The organism is Bacillus sp. LNXM12-1 (assembly GCF_003004375.1).
Lineage (GTDB): Bacteria > Bacillota > Bacilli > Bacillales > Bacillaceae > Bacillus.
Map to the genome: position 1 here is coordinate 689,392 of NZ_PVWX01000002.1, position 15,183 is coordinate 704,574.

Sequence of the window (15,183 nt, forward strand, 5' to 3'; positions counted from 1 at the left end):
TACTCCTGTTCTATCTTTTGTTCAAGTACTCACTATATCAAGGGTGAATTCATTCAGCAAGGCTTATTTCTAAAGAAAAAGAGGACAAAAGGGTTGGCTGATTGGAAAAACATTCTATAATAAGGGGGAAGTCATGTTGATACTAACGATAAGGATGCGATTCGGATGAGTAATGCAGACATTTTAAAAGAAATTGTTCTCGTACATTATGAAGTCAGCCGTAAATTAAACCGCAAGTTACTTGAGTTAGAAAAAGACATCACGCCACCGCAGATATATGCTCTTTCTATTTTGATACAAGGCAAAGTATCACATGCCGAAGAGCTGAAACAAAGACTCTCCTTAAACCCAGGTGCAGCCTCCATTGCACTCAATAAATTATGTGAGCAGGGCTATATTCAGAGAGAACGTGACAAAGACGACCCCACGCTAGTCCGGTTAGAAGCTACGGAAAAAGGGGTAGCGATTTATGAAAAGCATACACGTCTTTTCGGAAAGGTGATTCAGCATATGATGTCAGACTTCACAAAGGAAGACTTAAAGACCTTTTTGACGTATTTGCAAAAAATGAGACAGACCTTCCATGATGATTGAGCCTTTCCACCTTGTATAATGAGGCGCACTGTAGCACAAATTAAACAGGCAACCGCATTTTATGAAAAGGGAGGAAACAGCGATGTCATTTTTCCAAAAGGATAAAAAGGCGAAAAGCGAGCAAGACCACAAGCAGGTTGATCAGCTGTTAGAAGAAGCAAGCAAAGAGCTAGCAGGCGATCCGCTTCAGGAAGCTGTACAAAAGAAGAAAAACAACGATCAATAAGCAGGTAATAGGCAGAGAAATGATTCTCTGCCTTTTTTCTATGTTTTTCCCTTTGACAGATGTGAGAATGTTTGATAACCTTCGTGTAGTAAAAATGAATAGAAATCCTCACGCTATGTCTCAGTGAGGTAGAGGTTGCGCGGATGATGAGTCACTCATGGGAGAGATGGAATCGAAGATCATGAGAAAAAAGGCATCAGCGCCGAAGTGTAGAGAGAGCTCCAACTTTCTTTATGCTGGGTCTGCATTGAATAAATGCAGGACTGCCACGTCTTTGAAGCGTGGAGGGCTATCCGGAGATCAAGGTGTATGTTTTGAAAAGCATGGACTGTTGTTCAGGCTTTTTTTTATGTTCTGAGTATCTAAGATAAGGGTATGCTGTTAAGAAAGTGACCCATGATGAACATAAAGAATACAAGTCATTGCTTCACGAATATATCAATGAAGATACTGCCGGGTCTGGTCCGAAGTGAATATAACGGAGGTACGGAAATGGAACAGACAAAAAAATGGGGTTTTTGGTTATTGACGGCTTTTGTCGTCGGAAATATGGTAGGGTCAGGCATCTTTATGCTGCCAAGTACACTTGCCCAGCATGCCAGTCCTTTAGGTGTGACGATGGCATGGCTTGTTACAGGTGGCGGTGTGCTGATGATTGCACTTGTTTTTGGGCATTTGTCCATTCATAAGCCGCAGCTGACGGCTGGACCACAAAGTTATGCAAGAGCGCTTTTTAACGATCCGAAAAAAGGGAAAGCGGCCGGTTTTACAATGGTTTGGGGATATTGGGTGGCAAGCTGGATTAGTAATGTCGCAATTATTACGAGTCTTGCCGGTTATTTAACGACATTTTTCCCTATTCTCACCGTGAAGACGGAGATTTTCACCTTTGGAAAAGAAGCGATCACACTTGGTCAGCTGACAACGTTTATTGTATGTACCATTCTTCTTTGGGGCACACATACGATCTTAATTACAAGCTTAAGTGCTGCAAGTAAATTAAACTTTATTACGACCTTTTCAAAGGTACTTGGATTCGTCCTTTTTATTGTTGCGGGATTATTTGCATTCCAAACGGCATTATTTGAACATTATTACTTCCCAGTTGCAGCAGAAGGCGAAGGAGTGCTCGGACTTGGAGGCCAAATTCATCATGCGGCCATTTCCACACTATGGGCATTTATTGGCATCGAATCAGCTGTGATTTTATCAGGGAGAGCATCCTCGCAGCGCGATGTGAAACGTGCAACGATTACAGGTCTTTTAATCGCACTTTCCATCTACATGATTATTACATTGATTACAATGGGCGTCCTGCCGCATGATCAGTTGCAAGGCTCAGATAAACCATTCGTTGACGTGCTTCAGCTCATTATTGGACCGGCTGGCGGAATAGTCATGGCACTGCTTGCGATCATTTGTTTATTTGGCTCGATGCTTGGCTGGATCTTACTTGGTTCAGAAGTACCGTATCAAGCAGCAAAGGCTGGCGATTTCCCAGCAGTATTTGCAAAAACAAACAAAAAAGGCAGTCCTGTTTTTGCTTTGACGGTTACAAATATCATGTCACAACTGTTTATTTTCTCCGTGATGTCCCGTACGATTAATGAAGCTTTTACCTTTTTAACGACATCAGCGACACTTGCGTATCTCATTCCGTATATTGTGTCTTCGATCTATAGCTTTAAGGTCATCATGCAAGGTGACACGTATGATCTTCAAAAAGGGAAGCGAACAAGAGACGGAATCATTGCGCTTGTTGCGATGGGGTATTCCGCTTGGGTCATTATTTCAGGCACAGCTGATTTGAAAACATTTGGACTTGGGATCGGTCTGTTCTTAGTAGGTATTTTGCTTTATCCATTCATGTCAAAAGGATTCGCCAAAGGAACAGAATAAGGTTAACGTTTCTCCAGAAATGGAGAAACGTTTTTTTTATGATGCGGATGTTAATCGGTCCACAATAAACTCAAGCTGTCCTTCTAGTGACACTGGGTCATTAAAGAAGTACCCGACAGGATCGATTTCAAATACGTGTTTATTTTGTACAGCAGGCAGTGATGTCCAAATGCTGCTTTCATACACTTGGTCTCCTTTACTTTTTGAACCACTCCATGGACTAGTGAAAATATAGTCGCCTGCGTATTCTGGCAGCTTTTCAAGGGAAATATTTGCATAGCCGACACCGCTGTCGATAGCGTCTTTTTTAACTGCCTTTGGCGCACGTAATTTCAGCTCGTCATAAATGATTTCGCCTCCGCGCGCAAAGGTGTTTCCAAAGATATAAATACCTTTATCAAAAGGCGACACGATTGAAACGGTTTTGCTGCCGACCGCTTTTGTTACTTTAGGCTTTACCTCAGCTATTTTTGTATCCCATTTTGTGATCCATTCTGCTGCTTTTTTCGGTGTACCTGTCATTTTACCGAATTCTTTTAGCTGATCTTTAAAGGAATATTGATTGTATTTAATTGCAACGGTTGGAGCAATTTTTTTGTATTGATCAAATTTCTCGTCTTCTCCCCAAGCGATAATCATATCTGGCTTCAAAGCCGCTACCTTTTCGACAGAAGGGGTTGGTCCAAGGTTTTTGACACCATCCGTTTTTCCCTTATAGAAAGGGTTTTTAAAGATGGGTGCAGTTGCAGCAATTGGCGTCTTGCCAAGTGTCACGAGGTCTCCATAGTAGCTTTCCGCCAGAAGCACAATTCGTTTCGGATCTTTAGGGAGTTTGACCTCACCTTTGACATCCTGATAGGTGATTGTGTCATTCTGGTTGGCGCCAGATTTTTTATTTGAAGTGCTGCCGCAAGCAGCTGTAAAAAGCATAAGAACGGCTAAGAAAATCAAAAGAAATCCCGATCGTTTTTTCACAAAGATTCTCTCCTATTCACTTTCTTTTGATAATGATTCTCAATTTCAATTATATCGTAACATGATGGGATGAAAAATGCATCGGCTATTTTAGGACCTAAAGAAAAATGGTAAGTTTCTCCCGGTTTTTTGATGAAAATAAAGAAAATGTTCAGAACAATGATTTCAAAAAGAAAAGAAAATGATATACTAGACTTCGAGATTGATAATCATTATCACTAATGAGGAATAGATATGAACGGAAAGGAAGAGACTGGTTTTGGGCTCACAATCGAATAAACAGCTGCCAGCCAAGGACGATGCAATGGATATTGTCACGAAACCCTTTGGAACAGCAGCTGTTGTCATCATAGGAATTATCGCTTTAGCATTTGGTCTTTTTTTATCGGTATCATTAGGAGCAGCAAATATTCATCTTCACACGGTATGGGAAGCCATTTTTCAATTTGATCCACAACAAACTTCACATCAAATCATTCGGGAATTGAGGCTGCCGCGTACAGTTGGGGCTGCACTCGTCGGTGCCTTTTTAGCTGTATCTGGTGCCATCATGCAAGGGATGACAAGAAATGCGCTTGCGTCTCCTGAAATTATGGGTGTGACAAATGGCTCTGCATTTGCGATTGCGATAGCATTTGCATTTTTCCCAGGTCAATCTTCTTTCACATTAATTCTTTGGTCATTTGCTGGAGCCGCACTCGGTGCATCTATTGTGTTTGGTGTCGGTACTCTGTCTAAGGGAGGACTGACCCCAGTGAAGCTCGCACTAGCAGGTACGGCGGTTGGGGCACTTTTAAGCTCCATCTCTTCAGCAATTGCCATCCGGTTTGATGTCGCTCAGGACATGAGCTTTTGGTATGCGGGCGGCGTTGCAGGTGTGAATTGGAGCAACATTCAGGTCATTATTCCAGTCGCTATTGCAGGACTTTTGATTGCGATGATCCTTGCTCGCTCGATCACTGTACTGAGCTTAGGTGATGAATTGGCTAAAGGGCTCGGGCAGTATACGAAAACGGTCAAGGTGCTAGGAATATTGGTCGTAATTCTTTTAACCGGTGCTGCTGTGTCGGTGGCAGGCTCAATTGGTTTTATCGGGCTTGTCATTCCCCATGTCACTAGATTCTTGGTCGGAGTGGACTATCGATGGATTATCCCTTGCTCAGCTATTTTAGGTGCCATTTTGTTAATTTATGCAGACATTGCTGCAAGGCTAGTCAATGCTCCATTTGAAACGCCAGTCGGTGCCATTACTGCGATTATAGGCGTTCCTTTCTTCTTATATTTAGCTAGACGTGAAAGGAGCGGAATTTAAATGGAAATGGTGCAGCAGGCAAAGAAAAAGAAATATAAACGAACGATGCTGATGATCTTTTTAGCCATCGTCGCGGTATTTCTGATTAGTTTAAATACCGGAGAAATTCGTATTTCTCCGATAGATACATTGAAAACATTTTTTGGATTCGGAAGTGAAATGGATGAGCTTGTGCTGTTCGAATTCAGACTTCCAAGAATGATCATCGCTTTACTTGTTGGTGCTTCCATCGCTGTATCAGGAGCTATCTGGCAAGGTGTTTCTCAAAACGGCTTGGCTGATCCCGGTATTCTTGGTGTGAATGCGGGCGCAGGATTTGCCGTTGTGCTCTTTATCTTTGCATTCCAAGGCACGATGTCGAACTTAGGTAATTTGACGATTTTTGTACTGCCGCTTTTCGCATTTGCAGGTGCAGGCTTTGCTGCATTTCTCATCTATGTGTTAGCGTGGAAAAAAGGCATCACACCTGTTCGATTGATTTTAACGGGAATTGGCGTTAATGCTGCGTTTTCAGCAGCGATTGTGGTCATCCAATTAAAAATGAGCCCAAATGACTTTAACCAAGCCATCGTGTGGTTATCAGGAAGCATTTGGGGCTCAAGCTGGACGTATGTCCTGTCTGTTCTGCCATGGATGCTCATTTTCCTTGTGTTAGCGCTTGTGAGAGCACGCTACCTAAATATCATGAATTTAGGTGACCAGCTGTCCTATGGCTTAGGGATCTCGGTTCATAAAGAAAGAAGCTTTCTGATGCTGATTGCCGTTGCATTAGCAGGTGCAAGTGTCGCTGTTGCAGGTAGTATCTCGTTCCTAGGGTTAGCCGCACCGCACTTGGCGAGAAAGCTTGTTGGGCCAAAGCATCAAGGAATGATACCGGCCTCCGCGTTGATTGGCGCACTGTTATTATTACTGGCAGATACACTTGGCCGCGTCATACTTGCACCATCAGAGGTGCCAGTTGGCCTTGTCGTTTCTGCTTTAGGCGCACCTTACTTCATTTACTTATTGATGAAAACGAACTAATGAGGAAGGAGAAAAACATATGAAATCGCTCGAAACAGAAAAGCTTTGTATCGGTTATCAGGACCGTTTGATTGTAGATGATTTAAATATCAGTATCCCAAAAGGCAAGGTGACAACACTGATCGGGCCGAATGGATGCGGGAAATCAACGATTTTAAAAACAATGTCCCGGATCATGAAGTCCCATCAAGGAGCTGTTTACTTAAATGGTCAGGCTATTCATCAAACGCCTACAAAAGAAATTTCAAAACAAATGGCGATCTTACCGCAAACGCCCGAAGCACCAAGCGGACTGACAGTGTATGAGCTTGTGTCATATGGACGTTTCCCACATCAAAATGGATTTGGTCGCTTATCAAATGAAGATAAACGAATCATCAGATGGGCACTTGAGGAAACGGGCATGATCGCTTTTCATGACCGGCCAATTGAAGCACTTTCCGGTGGACAGCGTCAGCGTGTATGGATTGCGATGGCACTTGCCCAGGAAACAGAACTGCTTCTATTAGATGAGCCAACGACGTATTTGGATCTTGCGCATCAGCTCGAGATTCTTCAGCTGTTAGAACGGTTAAACAGAGAGCAGGGACGAACTGTGTTGATGGTCATTCATGATTTGAATCATGCGGCACGTTTTTCTCATTACATGATTGCCCTCAATCAAGGAAAAGTCATCAAAGATGGGACGCCTCATGAGGTCATGACCAAAGAGGTGCTTGGTCAGGTATTCCACATTGATGCAGAAATTGTACTTGATCCTAGAACAAATAAGCCGATCTGTTTAACATATGACTTAATGAATCATGAAAGAAAGCTAGAAGCTGTGAATGGATAATAAAAGTAAAAGGAACTCGGTGGAATAGCCGAGTTTTTTTGCGTCTCTGAAACTTCCTAGTACTGCCATTTTCTCCAGTTGATATTTTTTCGCTTTTATGCAGAAAAGAGGTACTTTTTTACTTTAGACAATGGTAATATACGGTTAGAGATCATAGCTAGAAAGGAAAGAGATGCGTGGAAACAGCAAAAATATTGATTGCAGATGACGAAGAAGCAATTGTAAAAATGGTTGAACGCGTATTAAAAAAAGAAGGATTCAAGCATATTTATAAAGCCTACCATGCAGATGAAGCATTAGATGTTGTCAAAAACGAGGACATCCACCTCTTACTTCTAGATGTGATGATGCCCGGTAAGTCTGGCTTTGATGTTCTTCCTGAAATGAGAAAATATACGAAAGCACCCATTTTCTATTTAACTGCAAGAACGTCTGATGTAGATAAACTGACCGGCTTTGCGCAGGGGGCAGATGATTACATTACAAAGCCATTTAATCCGCTAGAGCTTGTGGCTAGAATTAAGGCTCACTTAAACCGAACATATATCTCCTTACAGGAAGAGCAAGAAGAGGCTCAAAACCAATATGAATATGCCCATTTCTCATATCATCCTCATTCAGCCGAACTGAAAGTGAGAGGAGAGATGACGGCATGCTCAGCTCAGCTTCTATCCTTGCTGAAGTACTTTTGTGATCATCCGAATGTGGTTCTTTCAAAAGATCAAATCTATGAGAAAGTATGGGGCGTCCCGTCGTATGGTGATAACAACACCGTCATGGTTCATATTCGAAAGCTGAGAGAAAAAATTGAATTAGATCCAAGTCAGCCTGAATATATTGTGACCATCCGTGGTATGGGATATAAATTTATTCCGCACCCTGTGAAGGTTCTTAATTAATTCATGAATTTACGAACAAAACTTTTCTTTCACTTTGTCGGACAGATGTTTATCGTCATTGCGATTCTGCTGATCGGGAATACGTTTACTGAGAATCTATATTATAAAAAATACTATGAGAATATGACCGAAACTGGTTTAACAAAGGCTGATGGGGACACACTCATGAGCTGGCTCTATTTTAACGAGGATGGCAAAATGGAAGCCGAAGATCAACTCAAGCAAGCAGTGAAAAAACGTGACGGCTGGCTGCAAGTGATTGATTCAAAAAAACATAACGTATATAGCTATCACCTTCCTAAAAATATTCCAACATCCTATCAAAAGGATGAAATGATCAAGATCTTTGAAAAAAGACAATTTAAAGATTACAAGATGTACTTCTGGCCAATTGAGATTGATCAAGAAAGCTTTATCGTGTTATATGGGTTCAAAACGAACAGCACAAAGGTAGCCAATTATCTTAAGCAGCATGAGAAAAATCTGGCTGCACTTTCTCAATATTCGCTTGAAACGATAGAATTCTTGAAAAGAATGAATGGATCGGTACACCTGTTTAATGAAGAAGGAAAATACTTAAAAGGCATTCGAGCCAAAAACGATTTGAAACATAACGTAACAGATGTTGAATTGCTTAAGTACCAATCGAAGCCTTGGGAGTTTAGAAGTGACCTATCTTATATCAGAGTGAATAAAAGTCTATATTTGATCGTTTCGGTACCAAACAAAGTATATAGCCCAGACGAATTGTATGATAAAGAGACAGATGCTTTAAATCAATATAGAACCATCTTGATTGCAGGTCTTGCACTCACTATTATTATCGTCATGACATTATGGTACTCGTATCGCTATGGTCTGCCGATCTATCACATTATCCGCTGGCTGATTTTCTTATCTAGAAATAAATTGCAGGAACCAACAAATAGAAAAGGAATTCCAATCAGTAAAAATAAAAAAGGTCGTATTAAGCGGGAATACCGATTATTTGAGGATATCCTAAAAACAATGGATCAGCTCACGCTTACATTAAAAGAGAATGAAGCAAACCGAAGAAAAATTCAAACCACAAGGGAAGAATGGATTGCAGGATTGTCTCATGATTTGAAAACACCTCTTAGTACGATTTACGGCTATGGGCTCATGCTTGAATCTGATCAATATCAATGGTCCAAGGAAGAAGTCATGGAAATGGGACAGGTGATTCGTGAGAAATCAGAATACATGTCGACCTTGATTGAGGATTTAAACCTCACGTACCGATTGAAAAATGGGGCCTTGCCTATTAATCGAAAGCCGGTCGAGCTGGGTGAATTTTTAGCCTCTATTATGGACGAGTTTTCAAGAAGCTCCTTTTCTGAGGATTTTTCATCCTCTTTTGAAGATCAAACAAACGGTGTCATGTTTGAGATCGACAAAGCCTGGTTCAGACGAGTGATTGAGAACCTGCTGGCGAATGCAGTCAAGCATAACCAAAAAGGCACTCATATTACAGCTGTTTTATCTGAAACAAATGAAGAAGTTCGGATCGAAATGAAAGACAACGGATGCGGAATGGCACAAGAAACGGTAGATCACTTATTTAACCGCTACTACAGAGGGACAAATACAAATGACCCAACGAATGGAACAGGACTTGGGCTGGCAATAGCAAAAGAGCTTGTCTTGCTGCATGACGGTGATATTCAAGTGGAAAGCGAACTAGGTGCTGGAACAACTATTGCGATTATCCTAAAAAAATCACCTTCTGTAAAATAGGCAAAAAACGATTTTCCTTTCTTAAGGAGATCGTTTTTTCCTGTTTTAGGATTGAAATCAACTTTGTAAACGATTACAATTAAATTGTTAACGTGAACAAATTATTTTTCATACGATAAGAGGGATGGGGGAATTTGATGAGAGCCTTTTTAGATGAGCAGTTTTTACTAAACAGTCCAACGGCGGAAAAGCTATACCATGAGTTTGCAAAGGACCTTCCAATTATAGATTACCATTGTCATTTAAGTCCTAAAGACATCTATGAAAATAAAACCTTCCAAAATATCACCGAAGCATGGCTTTATGGAGATCATTACAAATGGCGTGCCATGAGAACAAATGGCATCCCTGAAACGCACATTACGGGGGATGCATCAGATCATGAGAAATTTTTGGCGTGGGCGAAGACCGTACCCATGACCATTGGAAATCCACTCTATCACTGGACTCATCTAGAGCTAAGACGATATTTTGAAGTCGAAGACCTATTAAACGAAAAAAACGCAGACATTATTTGGAAGAAAGTCAATGAAAAGCTGCAAGGAGAGGGATTTGGTGCGAGGGACTTCATTGTGAAATCAAACGTTGAAACCGTTGTGACAACAGATGATCCGGTCGATTCGCTTCACTATCATCAAAAACTGCGGGAAGAGGAATTCTCTGTACAAGTGCTCCCAGGGTTTCGACCTGATAAAGCACTCGATATAGCGAATGATCTGTTTGCAAAATATGTTCACGAGCTGGCAGAGGTTTCAGCTACTCCAATACAATCCTACCAAGACTTCTTAAAAGCACTCCGTGCAAGAATTGATTTCTTCCATGAACACGGCTGTTTGATCTCAGATCATGCTATAAATGAAATGACATATGAAGAAACGTCAGAAGAAGAAGTGGAGACCATCTTTCATAAAAGAATGTCTGGTCATCCATTGACGGAAGAAGAGAAGATCAAGTTTAAAACAGAGACATTCATTATGCTAGGTCAGGCATACTGTGAGCGTGGCTGGGCGATGCAGCTTCATATCAATGCGCTTAGAAACAACAATACGAAAATGTTTGAGCGGCTCGGACCAGATACGGGGTATGATGCGATGAATGATGAGGACATTGCAAAGCCGCTTTGCCGAATATTAGATCGTTTAGAACAAGAAGATGCATTGCCAAACACCATTCTCTATTCCTTGAATCCTAGGGACAATGTGGTGATATCAACATTGGCTGGAAGCTTTCAAGACGGGAAGACACCGGGGAAGATGCAGCACGGCACAGCCTGGTGGTTTAATGATACGAAGCAAGGAATGACAGAGCAGATGATGGCTCTTTCCAGTATTGGACTGATCAGCCGTTTCATCGGGATGCTGACTGATTCACGAAGCTTTTTGTCGTATACAAGGCATGAATATTTCCGAAGACTGCTTTGTGATATCATCGGAGATTGGGTAGAAAAAGGAGAAGTCCCCTATGACCTTGAGCTGTTAGGGGGGATCGTGAAAGGAATCAGCTATGAAAATGCCAAGCAATATTTTCAATTTGACCGGGCAAAGCAGCTCCATCACCAAAGTAAAATCACATGAAGAAAAAGGTGAGAAAATGAAAGCGGTTTTATGATAAGATGGAAAAAAATCATAAAAGGCGGAATAGCATGACAGTCACAATTAAAGACATAGCAAAATTGGCAAACGTCTCTCATACTACGGTATCAAGGGCTTTGAATAACAGTCCTTTTATTAAAGAGAAGACAAAACAAAAGATTTTGTCGATTGCAAAACAGCTGAATTATTCACCGAATGTCCATGCCAGAGGCCTTGTATCACAAAAATCGTTTACAATCGGTCTGTTTTTTACGAGTTTAACAGAAGGCACATCTTCAAGCTTCTTTGTAGATGCGTTAAAGGGCGTCAATAGCGTGATGACTGAGCATTATAATCTGTTTGTAAGGGGAATTGACGACTTTCACGATTACACAACCATTCATAAACAGCGCTACGATGGCATTTTGCTTATGAGTCAAAGCGAGCACGATGAAGCGTTTATCCATCATGTCAAGAAACAGGGCATTCCAATCATTGTGCTGAATCGCCGTGTAGAAAGTAATGAAGTGATGAATATATTAGCAGATGATAGTCAAGGAGCATATCAGGCAGCGCACTATTTCATTCAGCAAGGCCATCATCAAATCGCCATCATTGAAGGAAAAGAAGGCTTTAAATCGACTCAGGAGAGAAAAGCCGGCTTTCTTCAAGCGTTAATTGATCACCATATTCCTATGAAGAAAGAATATATGATCACAGGTGACTACCACATGAAAAGCGGCTATGAATCAATGGAATCCCTCCTGACCCTTGATCATCCGCCAACAGCGCTTTTTTGCTCTAACGATGACATGGCCATTGGTGCGATGAATGCTTTATATGCAAAAGGCAAGACATGTCCAGGTGATATCTCTATTATCGGTTTTGATGACATAGCATTCTCATCCTACACCACGCCTGCACTGACAACGGTAAAAAAGCCTATCGAAAAAATGTGTGCACTTGGAGCAGAAGCCATCCTATCAGTCATAAACGGTGAAGAGCAGGAAGAAGATCAAATGGGAAAAATCTATGTCCACACAGAGCTGATGATCAGAGATTCAGTCAAAAAGGTGCAGTAATCAGCACCTTTTAAAGATAAATGTTCACGTGTGCATATCACGAAGAGAGGGGAATCCATTTGAAACGTTTATCAAAAGCCATGTACCCGGCGCCTGAGTATCCGGAAACGATTTTACAGATCGGTGAAGGGAATTTTATGCGAGGATTTATTAATTGGCACATCCAGAAGCTGAACGACTGCACAGATTTTAAAGGAAGAGCTGTTGTTGTTCCTCCGCGAAAAGGATCCGTTGCGGCTTTAAATGAACAAGATGGCTTATATACTTTATGTATACAGGGCTATCATGACCAGCAAGAAATGAATGAGCGCATGATCATTCAATCGATCAGCAGAGGAATCAGTACGTATACGGATTACGATGGTTTTTTATACGTAGCTGAAAACCCCGATCTCCGCTTTGTCTTCTCAAACACGACAGAGGCAGGACTTATGTTCAGAAAGGAGGATCGCTTGGAGGATCGACCGCAAGCCAGTTTTCCAGGAAAGCTGACAGCGTTCTTATATCACCGGTTTAAAGCATTTACTGGAGATGAACAAAAAGGGCTGATCATCCTTCCATGTGAACTGGTCGAACATAACGGTGACCGTTTGAAGGAATATGTGATAGACATGGCAGCTGAGTGGGACCTGCCGCCTGCGTTTATCACATGGATCAAAGAAGCCAACACGTTTTGTAATACGCTTGTGGATCGGATTGTTCCTGGGTTTTCTAAGGAAGCAGCTGAAATTGTCCAAAAGGAAGATGGGTATATCGACGAGTTGCTTGTCACGGCAGAATATTATCACCTCTTTGTTATTGAAGCACCTGCCTTCGTACAAAAAGAGCTTCCCTTTCAAAAAGCAGGATTAAATGTCCTTTTTGTAGAAGATATTGCGCCTTATCGCATGAGCAAGGTACGAATTTTAAATGGTGCACATACAGCAATGGTGCCAATCGCTTACTCATGTGGTATAGACACTGTAAAAGAAGCTGTGGATGACAAGCATGTTGGTCCGTTCATCCGGCGTATGCTGGAGGAGGAAGTACTGCCAGGGCTTGAGCTCTCTCAAGATGAGCTTCTTCTTTATACACAATCGGTTTGGGATCGTTTTTGCAATCCATTTGTGAAGCATCAATTGCTCGATATTGCGCTCAATGGTATATCCAAGTTCCGAACCCGAGTTCTTCCGTCATTGCTTGATTATGTTGAGCAAAAGAAACAGCTGCCAATGAAACTCGTGTTTTCACTCAGCAGTCTCATTTATTTTTACAGAGCATATGCAGAAAGGATAAAGGATGATGAGACTGTAATGGCATTTATGAAGGAAGCCTGGGAAGGGGAGAACCAATCCAATGAAGCGATCGCAGCCAGGATTCTATCATGCGAGCCATTATGGGGGAAAAATTTAACGGATGTAGATGATTTGAGTCACGCTGTAGCTGATCAGCTTACCTTCATACAGGAGCAAGGGATGAGAGCGGCTGTTCAACGAATGCTGCATCATCAATATGAAAGTCAGGGGGAGAAGGCATGAAAGATTTTATTGTGATTCACCCTTCAGATAATGTCGGTATTGCTTTAAAAGTGCTTGAGCAAGGGGATGAGCTGCACCATCAAGGACACTCTGTTGTCTTAAAAGAGAACGTTCCCAAAGGTCATAAGTTTGCTTTGGCTGATATCAAGCAAAGAGAGAATATCATGAAATATGGCTACCCCATTGGGCATGCAACGACTGCCATTTCTGCTGGAGAATGGGTGCATACGCATAATATCAAAACCAATCTATCAGGAAAGCTCGATTACGAATACGAGCCTTCATTCACAGACAACCCCTATGAAAAAACGAATCTTACATTTAAAGGATATAAACGAAAAAATGGGGAAAGCGGGATTCGCAATGAGCTTTGGATTGTCCCAACCGTTGGATGCGTGAATGGCATTGCCGATCATATCATCCAAATATTCACCGCTGAAATGGGCGGAAACATCCATCCGTTTGAAACAGCTCTCGTATTAAAGCACAATTATGGATGCTCCCAGCTTGGGGACGATCATGAAAATACAAAAACCATTTTACAAAATGCCGTGAAGCATCCTAACGCTGGAGGGGTGCTCGTCCTTGGACTTGGTTGTGAAAATAATGATATTGAAGATTTTCAGTCCACATTAGGTGAATATGACCATGAGAGAGTGAAATTTTTAAGAAGCCAAGAAGTAGGAGATGAGATTGAGACGGGAGTCGCTTTACTCAAGGAAATTTATGATGCGGCGAAAGAAGATCACCGTGAAGAGATCCCGTTATCTGAGCTGAAAATCGGCTTGAAGTGCGGAGGATCAGATGGATTCTCCGGCATTACCGCAAATCCGCTTTTAGGAAGGCTGTCCGATTTTATTGTTGCTCAAGGCGGCACGACAGTGTTAACAGAAGTGCCCGAAATGTTTGGAGCTGAAACGATTTTAATGGAGAGAGCGGAATCAGAAGCGACTTTCGACAATATTGTGCAAATGATCAATGACTTTAAACAATACTTCATGGATCATCGACAGCCAGTATATGAAAATCCTTCCCCGGGAAATAAAGCTGGTGGAATTTCGACATTAGAGGATAAATCTCTCGGCTGTACACAAAAAGCAGGGACTTCTGACATTCAAGATGTATTGAGATACGGGGAATTGCTGAAGCGAAAGGGCCTGAATTTATTAAGTGCGCCAGGTAATGATTTGGTTGCTTCATCCGCACTTGCTGCTTCCGGCTGTCAGTTGGTCCTTTTTACAACAGGCAGAGGGACACCATTTGGTACGTTTGTCCCTACAATGAAAGTCTCGACGAATACAGCCTTATATGAAACAAAAAAGCACTGGATTGACTTTAATGCGGGAGAACTGCTTGAAGATGTACCAGAAGATGTTGTATTAGAAAAATTCATTTCAACTGTCATTGATGTGGCGAGCGGAAAGCTATTAAATCATGAAAAAAACAATTTTAGAGAGCTGGCTATTTTCAAAACAGGTGTCACACTTTAAGG

At 41.7% G+C, this 15,183-nt stretch carries 13 protein-coding genes and 1 riboswitch; of the genes, 12 read left to right on the forward strand and 1 reads right to left on the reverse strand.

All coding sequences use genetic code 11. The annotated features are described in order from the left end of the window. Nucleotides 1–165 precede the first annotated feature (165 nt). From C6Y07_RS10960 to C6Y07_RS10975, 3 genes are all read left to right on the forward strand, one after another. The gene (locus C6Y07_RS10960) at nt 166–594 is read left to right on the forward strand and encodes a MarR family winged helix-turn-helix transcriptional regulator (protein WP_034659971.1); all 429 of its coding nucleotides are present in this window, start codon (nt 166–168) and stop codon (nt 592–594) included. Nucleotides 595–676: 82 nt separating this feature from the next. After that, nucleotides 677–820 carry a small acid-soluble spore protein SspJ gene (gene sspJ, locus C6Y07_RS10965; RefSeq protein WP_034659969.1) on the forward strand — a complete coding sequence of 48 codons (144 nt, stop codon included), beginning with the start codon at nt 677–679 and terminating at the stop codon, nt 818–820. Between the two features lie 121 nt (nt 821–941). Further along, nucleotides 942–1,120: riboswitch (Lysine riboswitch) on the forward strand. A 192-nt stretch (nt 1,121–1,312) separates the two neighbouring features. Next, entirely contained in the window at nt 1,313–2,719 is a 1,407-nt protein-coding gene (locus C6Y07_RS10975; RefSeq protein WP_060597291.1) for an amino acid permease, read from the forward strand. A gap of 36 nt (nt 2,720–2,755) precedes the next feature. Here the strand turns inward: C6Y07_RS10975 and C6Y07_RS10980 are convergent, their stop codons facing one another. Then, entirely contained in the window at nt 2,756–3,694 is a 939-nt protein-coding gene (locus C6Y07_RS10980; RefSeq protein WP_060597290.1) for an iron-hydroxamate ABC transporter substrate-binding protein, read from the reverse strand. A 259-nt stretch (nt 3,695–3,953) separates the two neighbouring features. On the opposite strand from C6Y07_RS10980, the gene C6Y07_RS10985 reads away from it, so the two are divergent. From C6Y07_RS10985 to C6Y07_RS11025, 9 genes are all read left to right on the forward strand, one after another. Then, nucleotides 3,954–5,006, forward strand: a complete 1,053-nt coding sequence (locus C6Y07_RS10985) for a FecCD family ABC transporter permease (RefSeq protein WP_060597289.1) — start codon at nt 3,954–3,956, stop codon at nt 5,004–5,006. Then, nucleotides 5,007–6,029, forward strand: coding sequence for a FecCD family ABC transporter permease (locus C6Y07_RS10990; RefSeq protein ID WP_034659961.1), 1,023 nt, complete (start codon nt 5,007–5,009; stop codon nt 6,027–6,029). A 19-nt stretch (nt 6,030–6,048) separates the two neighbouring features. After that, entirely contained in the window at nt 6,049–6,864 is an 816-nt protein-coding gene (locus C6Y07_RS10995) for an ABC transporter ATP-binding protein (protein WP_060597288.1), read from the forward strand. Between the two features lie 176 nt (nt 6,865–7,040). Further along, nucleotides 7,041–7,763 (forward strand): response regulator transcription factor, encoded by a 723-nt coding sequence (locus tag C6Y07_RS11000; protein ID WP_034659958.1) that lies wholly within the window; start codon nt 7,041–7,043, stop codon nt 7,761–7,763. Between the two features lie 3 nt (nt 7,764–7,766). Continuing rightward, nucleotides 7,767–9,521: a HAMP domain-containing sensor histidine kinase gene (locus tag C6Y07_RS11005; protein WP_066030418.1), complete on the forward strand. Its 1,755-nt coding sequence runs from the start codon at nt 7,767–7,769 to the stop codon at nt 9,519–9,521. A gap of 137 nt (nt 9,522–9,658) precedes the next feature. Beyond that, nucleotides 9,659–11,095 carry a glucuronate isomerase gene (uxaC, locus tag C6Y07_RS11010; protein WP_060597287.1) on the forward strand — a complete coding sequence of 479 codons (1,437 nt, stop codon included), beginning with the start codon at nt 9,659–9,661 and terminating at the stop codon, nt 11,093–11,095. 68 nt (nt 11,096–11,163) lie between these two features. Then, complete coding sequence (locus tag C6Y07_RS11015) at nt 11,164–12,174, forward strand: LacI family DNA-binding transcriptional regulator (protein ID WP_060597286.1); 1,011 nt, start codon at nt 11,164–11,166, stop codon at nt 12,172–12,174. 59 nt (nt 12,175–12,233) lie between these two features. After that, nucleotides 12,234–13,691: a tagaturonate reductase gene (locus C6Y07_RS11020; RefSeq protein ID WP_060597285.1), complete on the forward strand. Its 1,458-nt coding sequence runs from the start codon at nt 12,234–12,236 to the stop codon at nt 13,689–13,691. Then, complete coding sequence (locus C6Y07_RS11025) at nt 13,688–15,181, forward strand: UxaA family hydrolase (protein WP_060597284.1); 1,494 nt, start codon at nt 13,688–13,690, stop codon at nt 15,179–15,181. Before C6Y07_RS11020 ends, C6Y07_RS11025 begins: the two co-directional genes overlap by 4 nt. Nucleotides 15,182–15,183 lie beyond the last annotated feature (2 nt).

Bases quoted from the DNA above. Each gene is read 5' to 3' on its own strand.
- C6Y07_RS10960 (WP_034659971.1), top strand. From the start codon at position 166: ATGAGTAATGCAGACATTTTAAAAGAAATTGTTCTCGTACATTATGAA.
- sspJ (WP_034659969.1), top strand. From the start codon at position 677: ATGTCATTTTTCCAAAAGGATAAAAAGGCGAAAAGCGAGCAAGACCAC.
- C6Y07_RS10975 (WP_060597291.1), top strand. From the start codon at position 1,313: ATGGAACAGACAAAAAAATGGGGTTTTTGGTTATTGACGGCTTTTGTC.
- C6Y07_RS10990 (WP_034659961.1), top strand. From the start codon at position 5,007: ATGGAAATGGTGCAGCAGGCAAAGAAAAAGAAATATAAACGAACGATG.
- C6Y07_RS10995 (WP_060597288.1), top strand. From the start codon at position 6,049: ATGAAATCGCTCGAAACAGAAAAGCTTTGTATCGGTTATCAGGACCGT.
- C6Y07_RS11005 (WP_066030418.1), top strand. From the start codon at position 7,767: ATGAATTTACGAACAAAACTTTTCTTTCACTTTGTCGGACAGATGTTT.
- uxaC (WP_060597287.1), top strand. From the start codon at position 9,659: ATGAGAGCCTTTTTAGATGAGCAGTTTTTACTAAACAGTCCAACGGCG.
- C6Y07_RS11015 (WP_060597286.1), top strand. From the start codon at position 11,164: ATGACAGTCACAATTAAAGACATAGCAAAATTGGCAAACGTCTCTCAT.
- C6Y07_RS11025 (WP_060597284.1), top strand. From the start codon at position 13,688: ATGAAAGATTTTATTGTGATTCACCCTTCAGATAATGTCGGTATTGCT.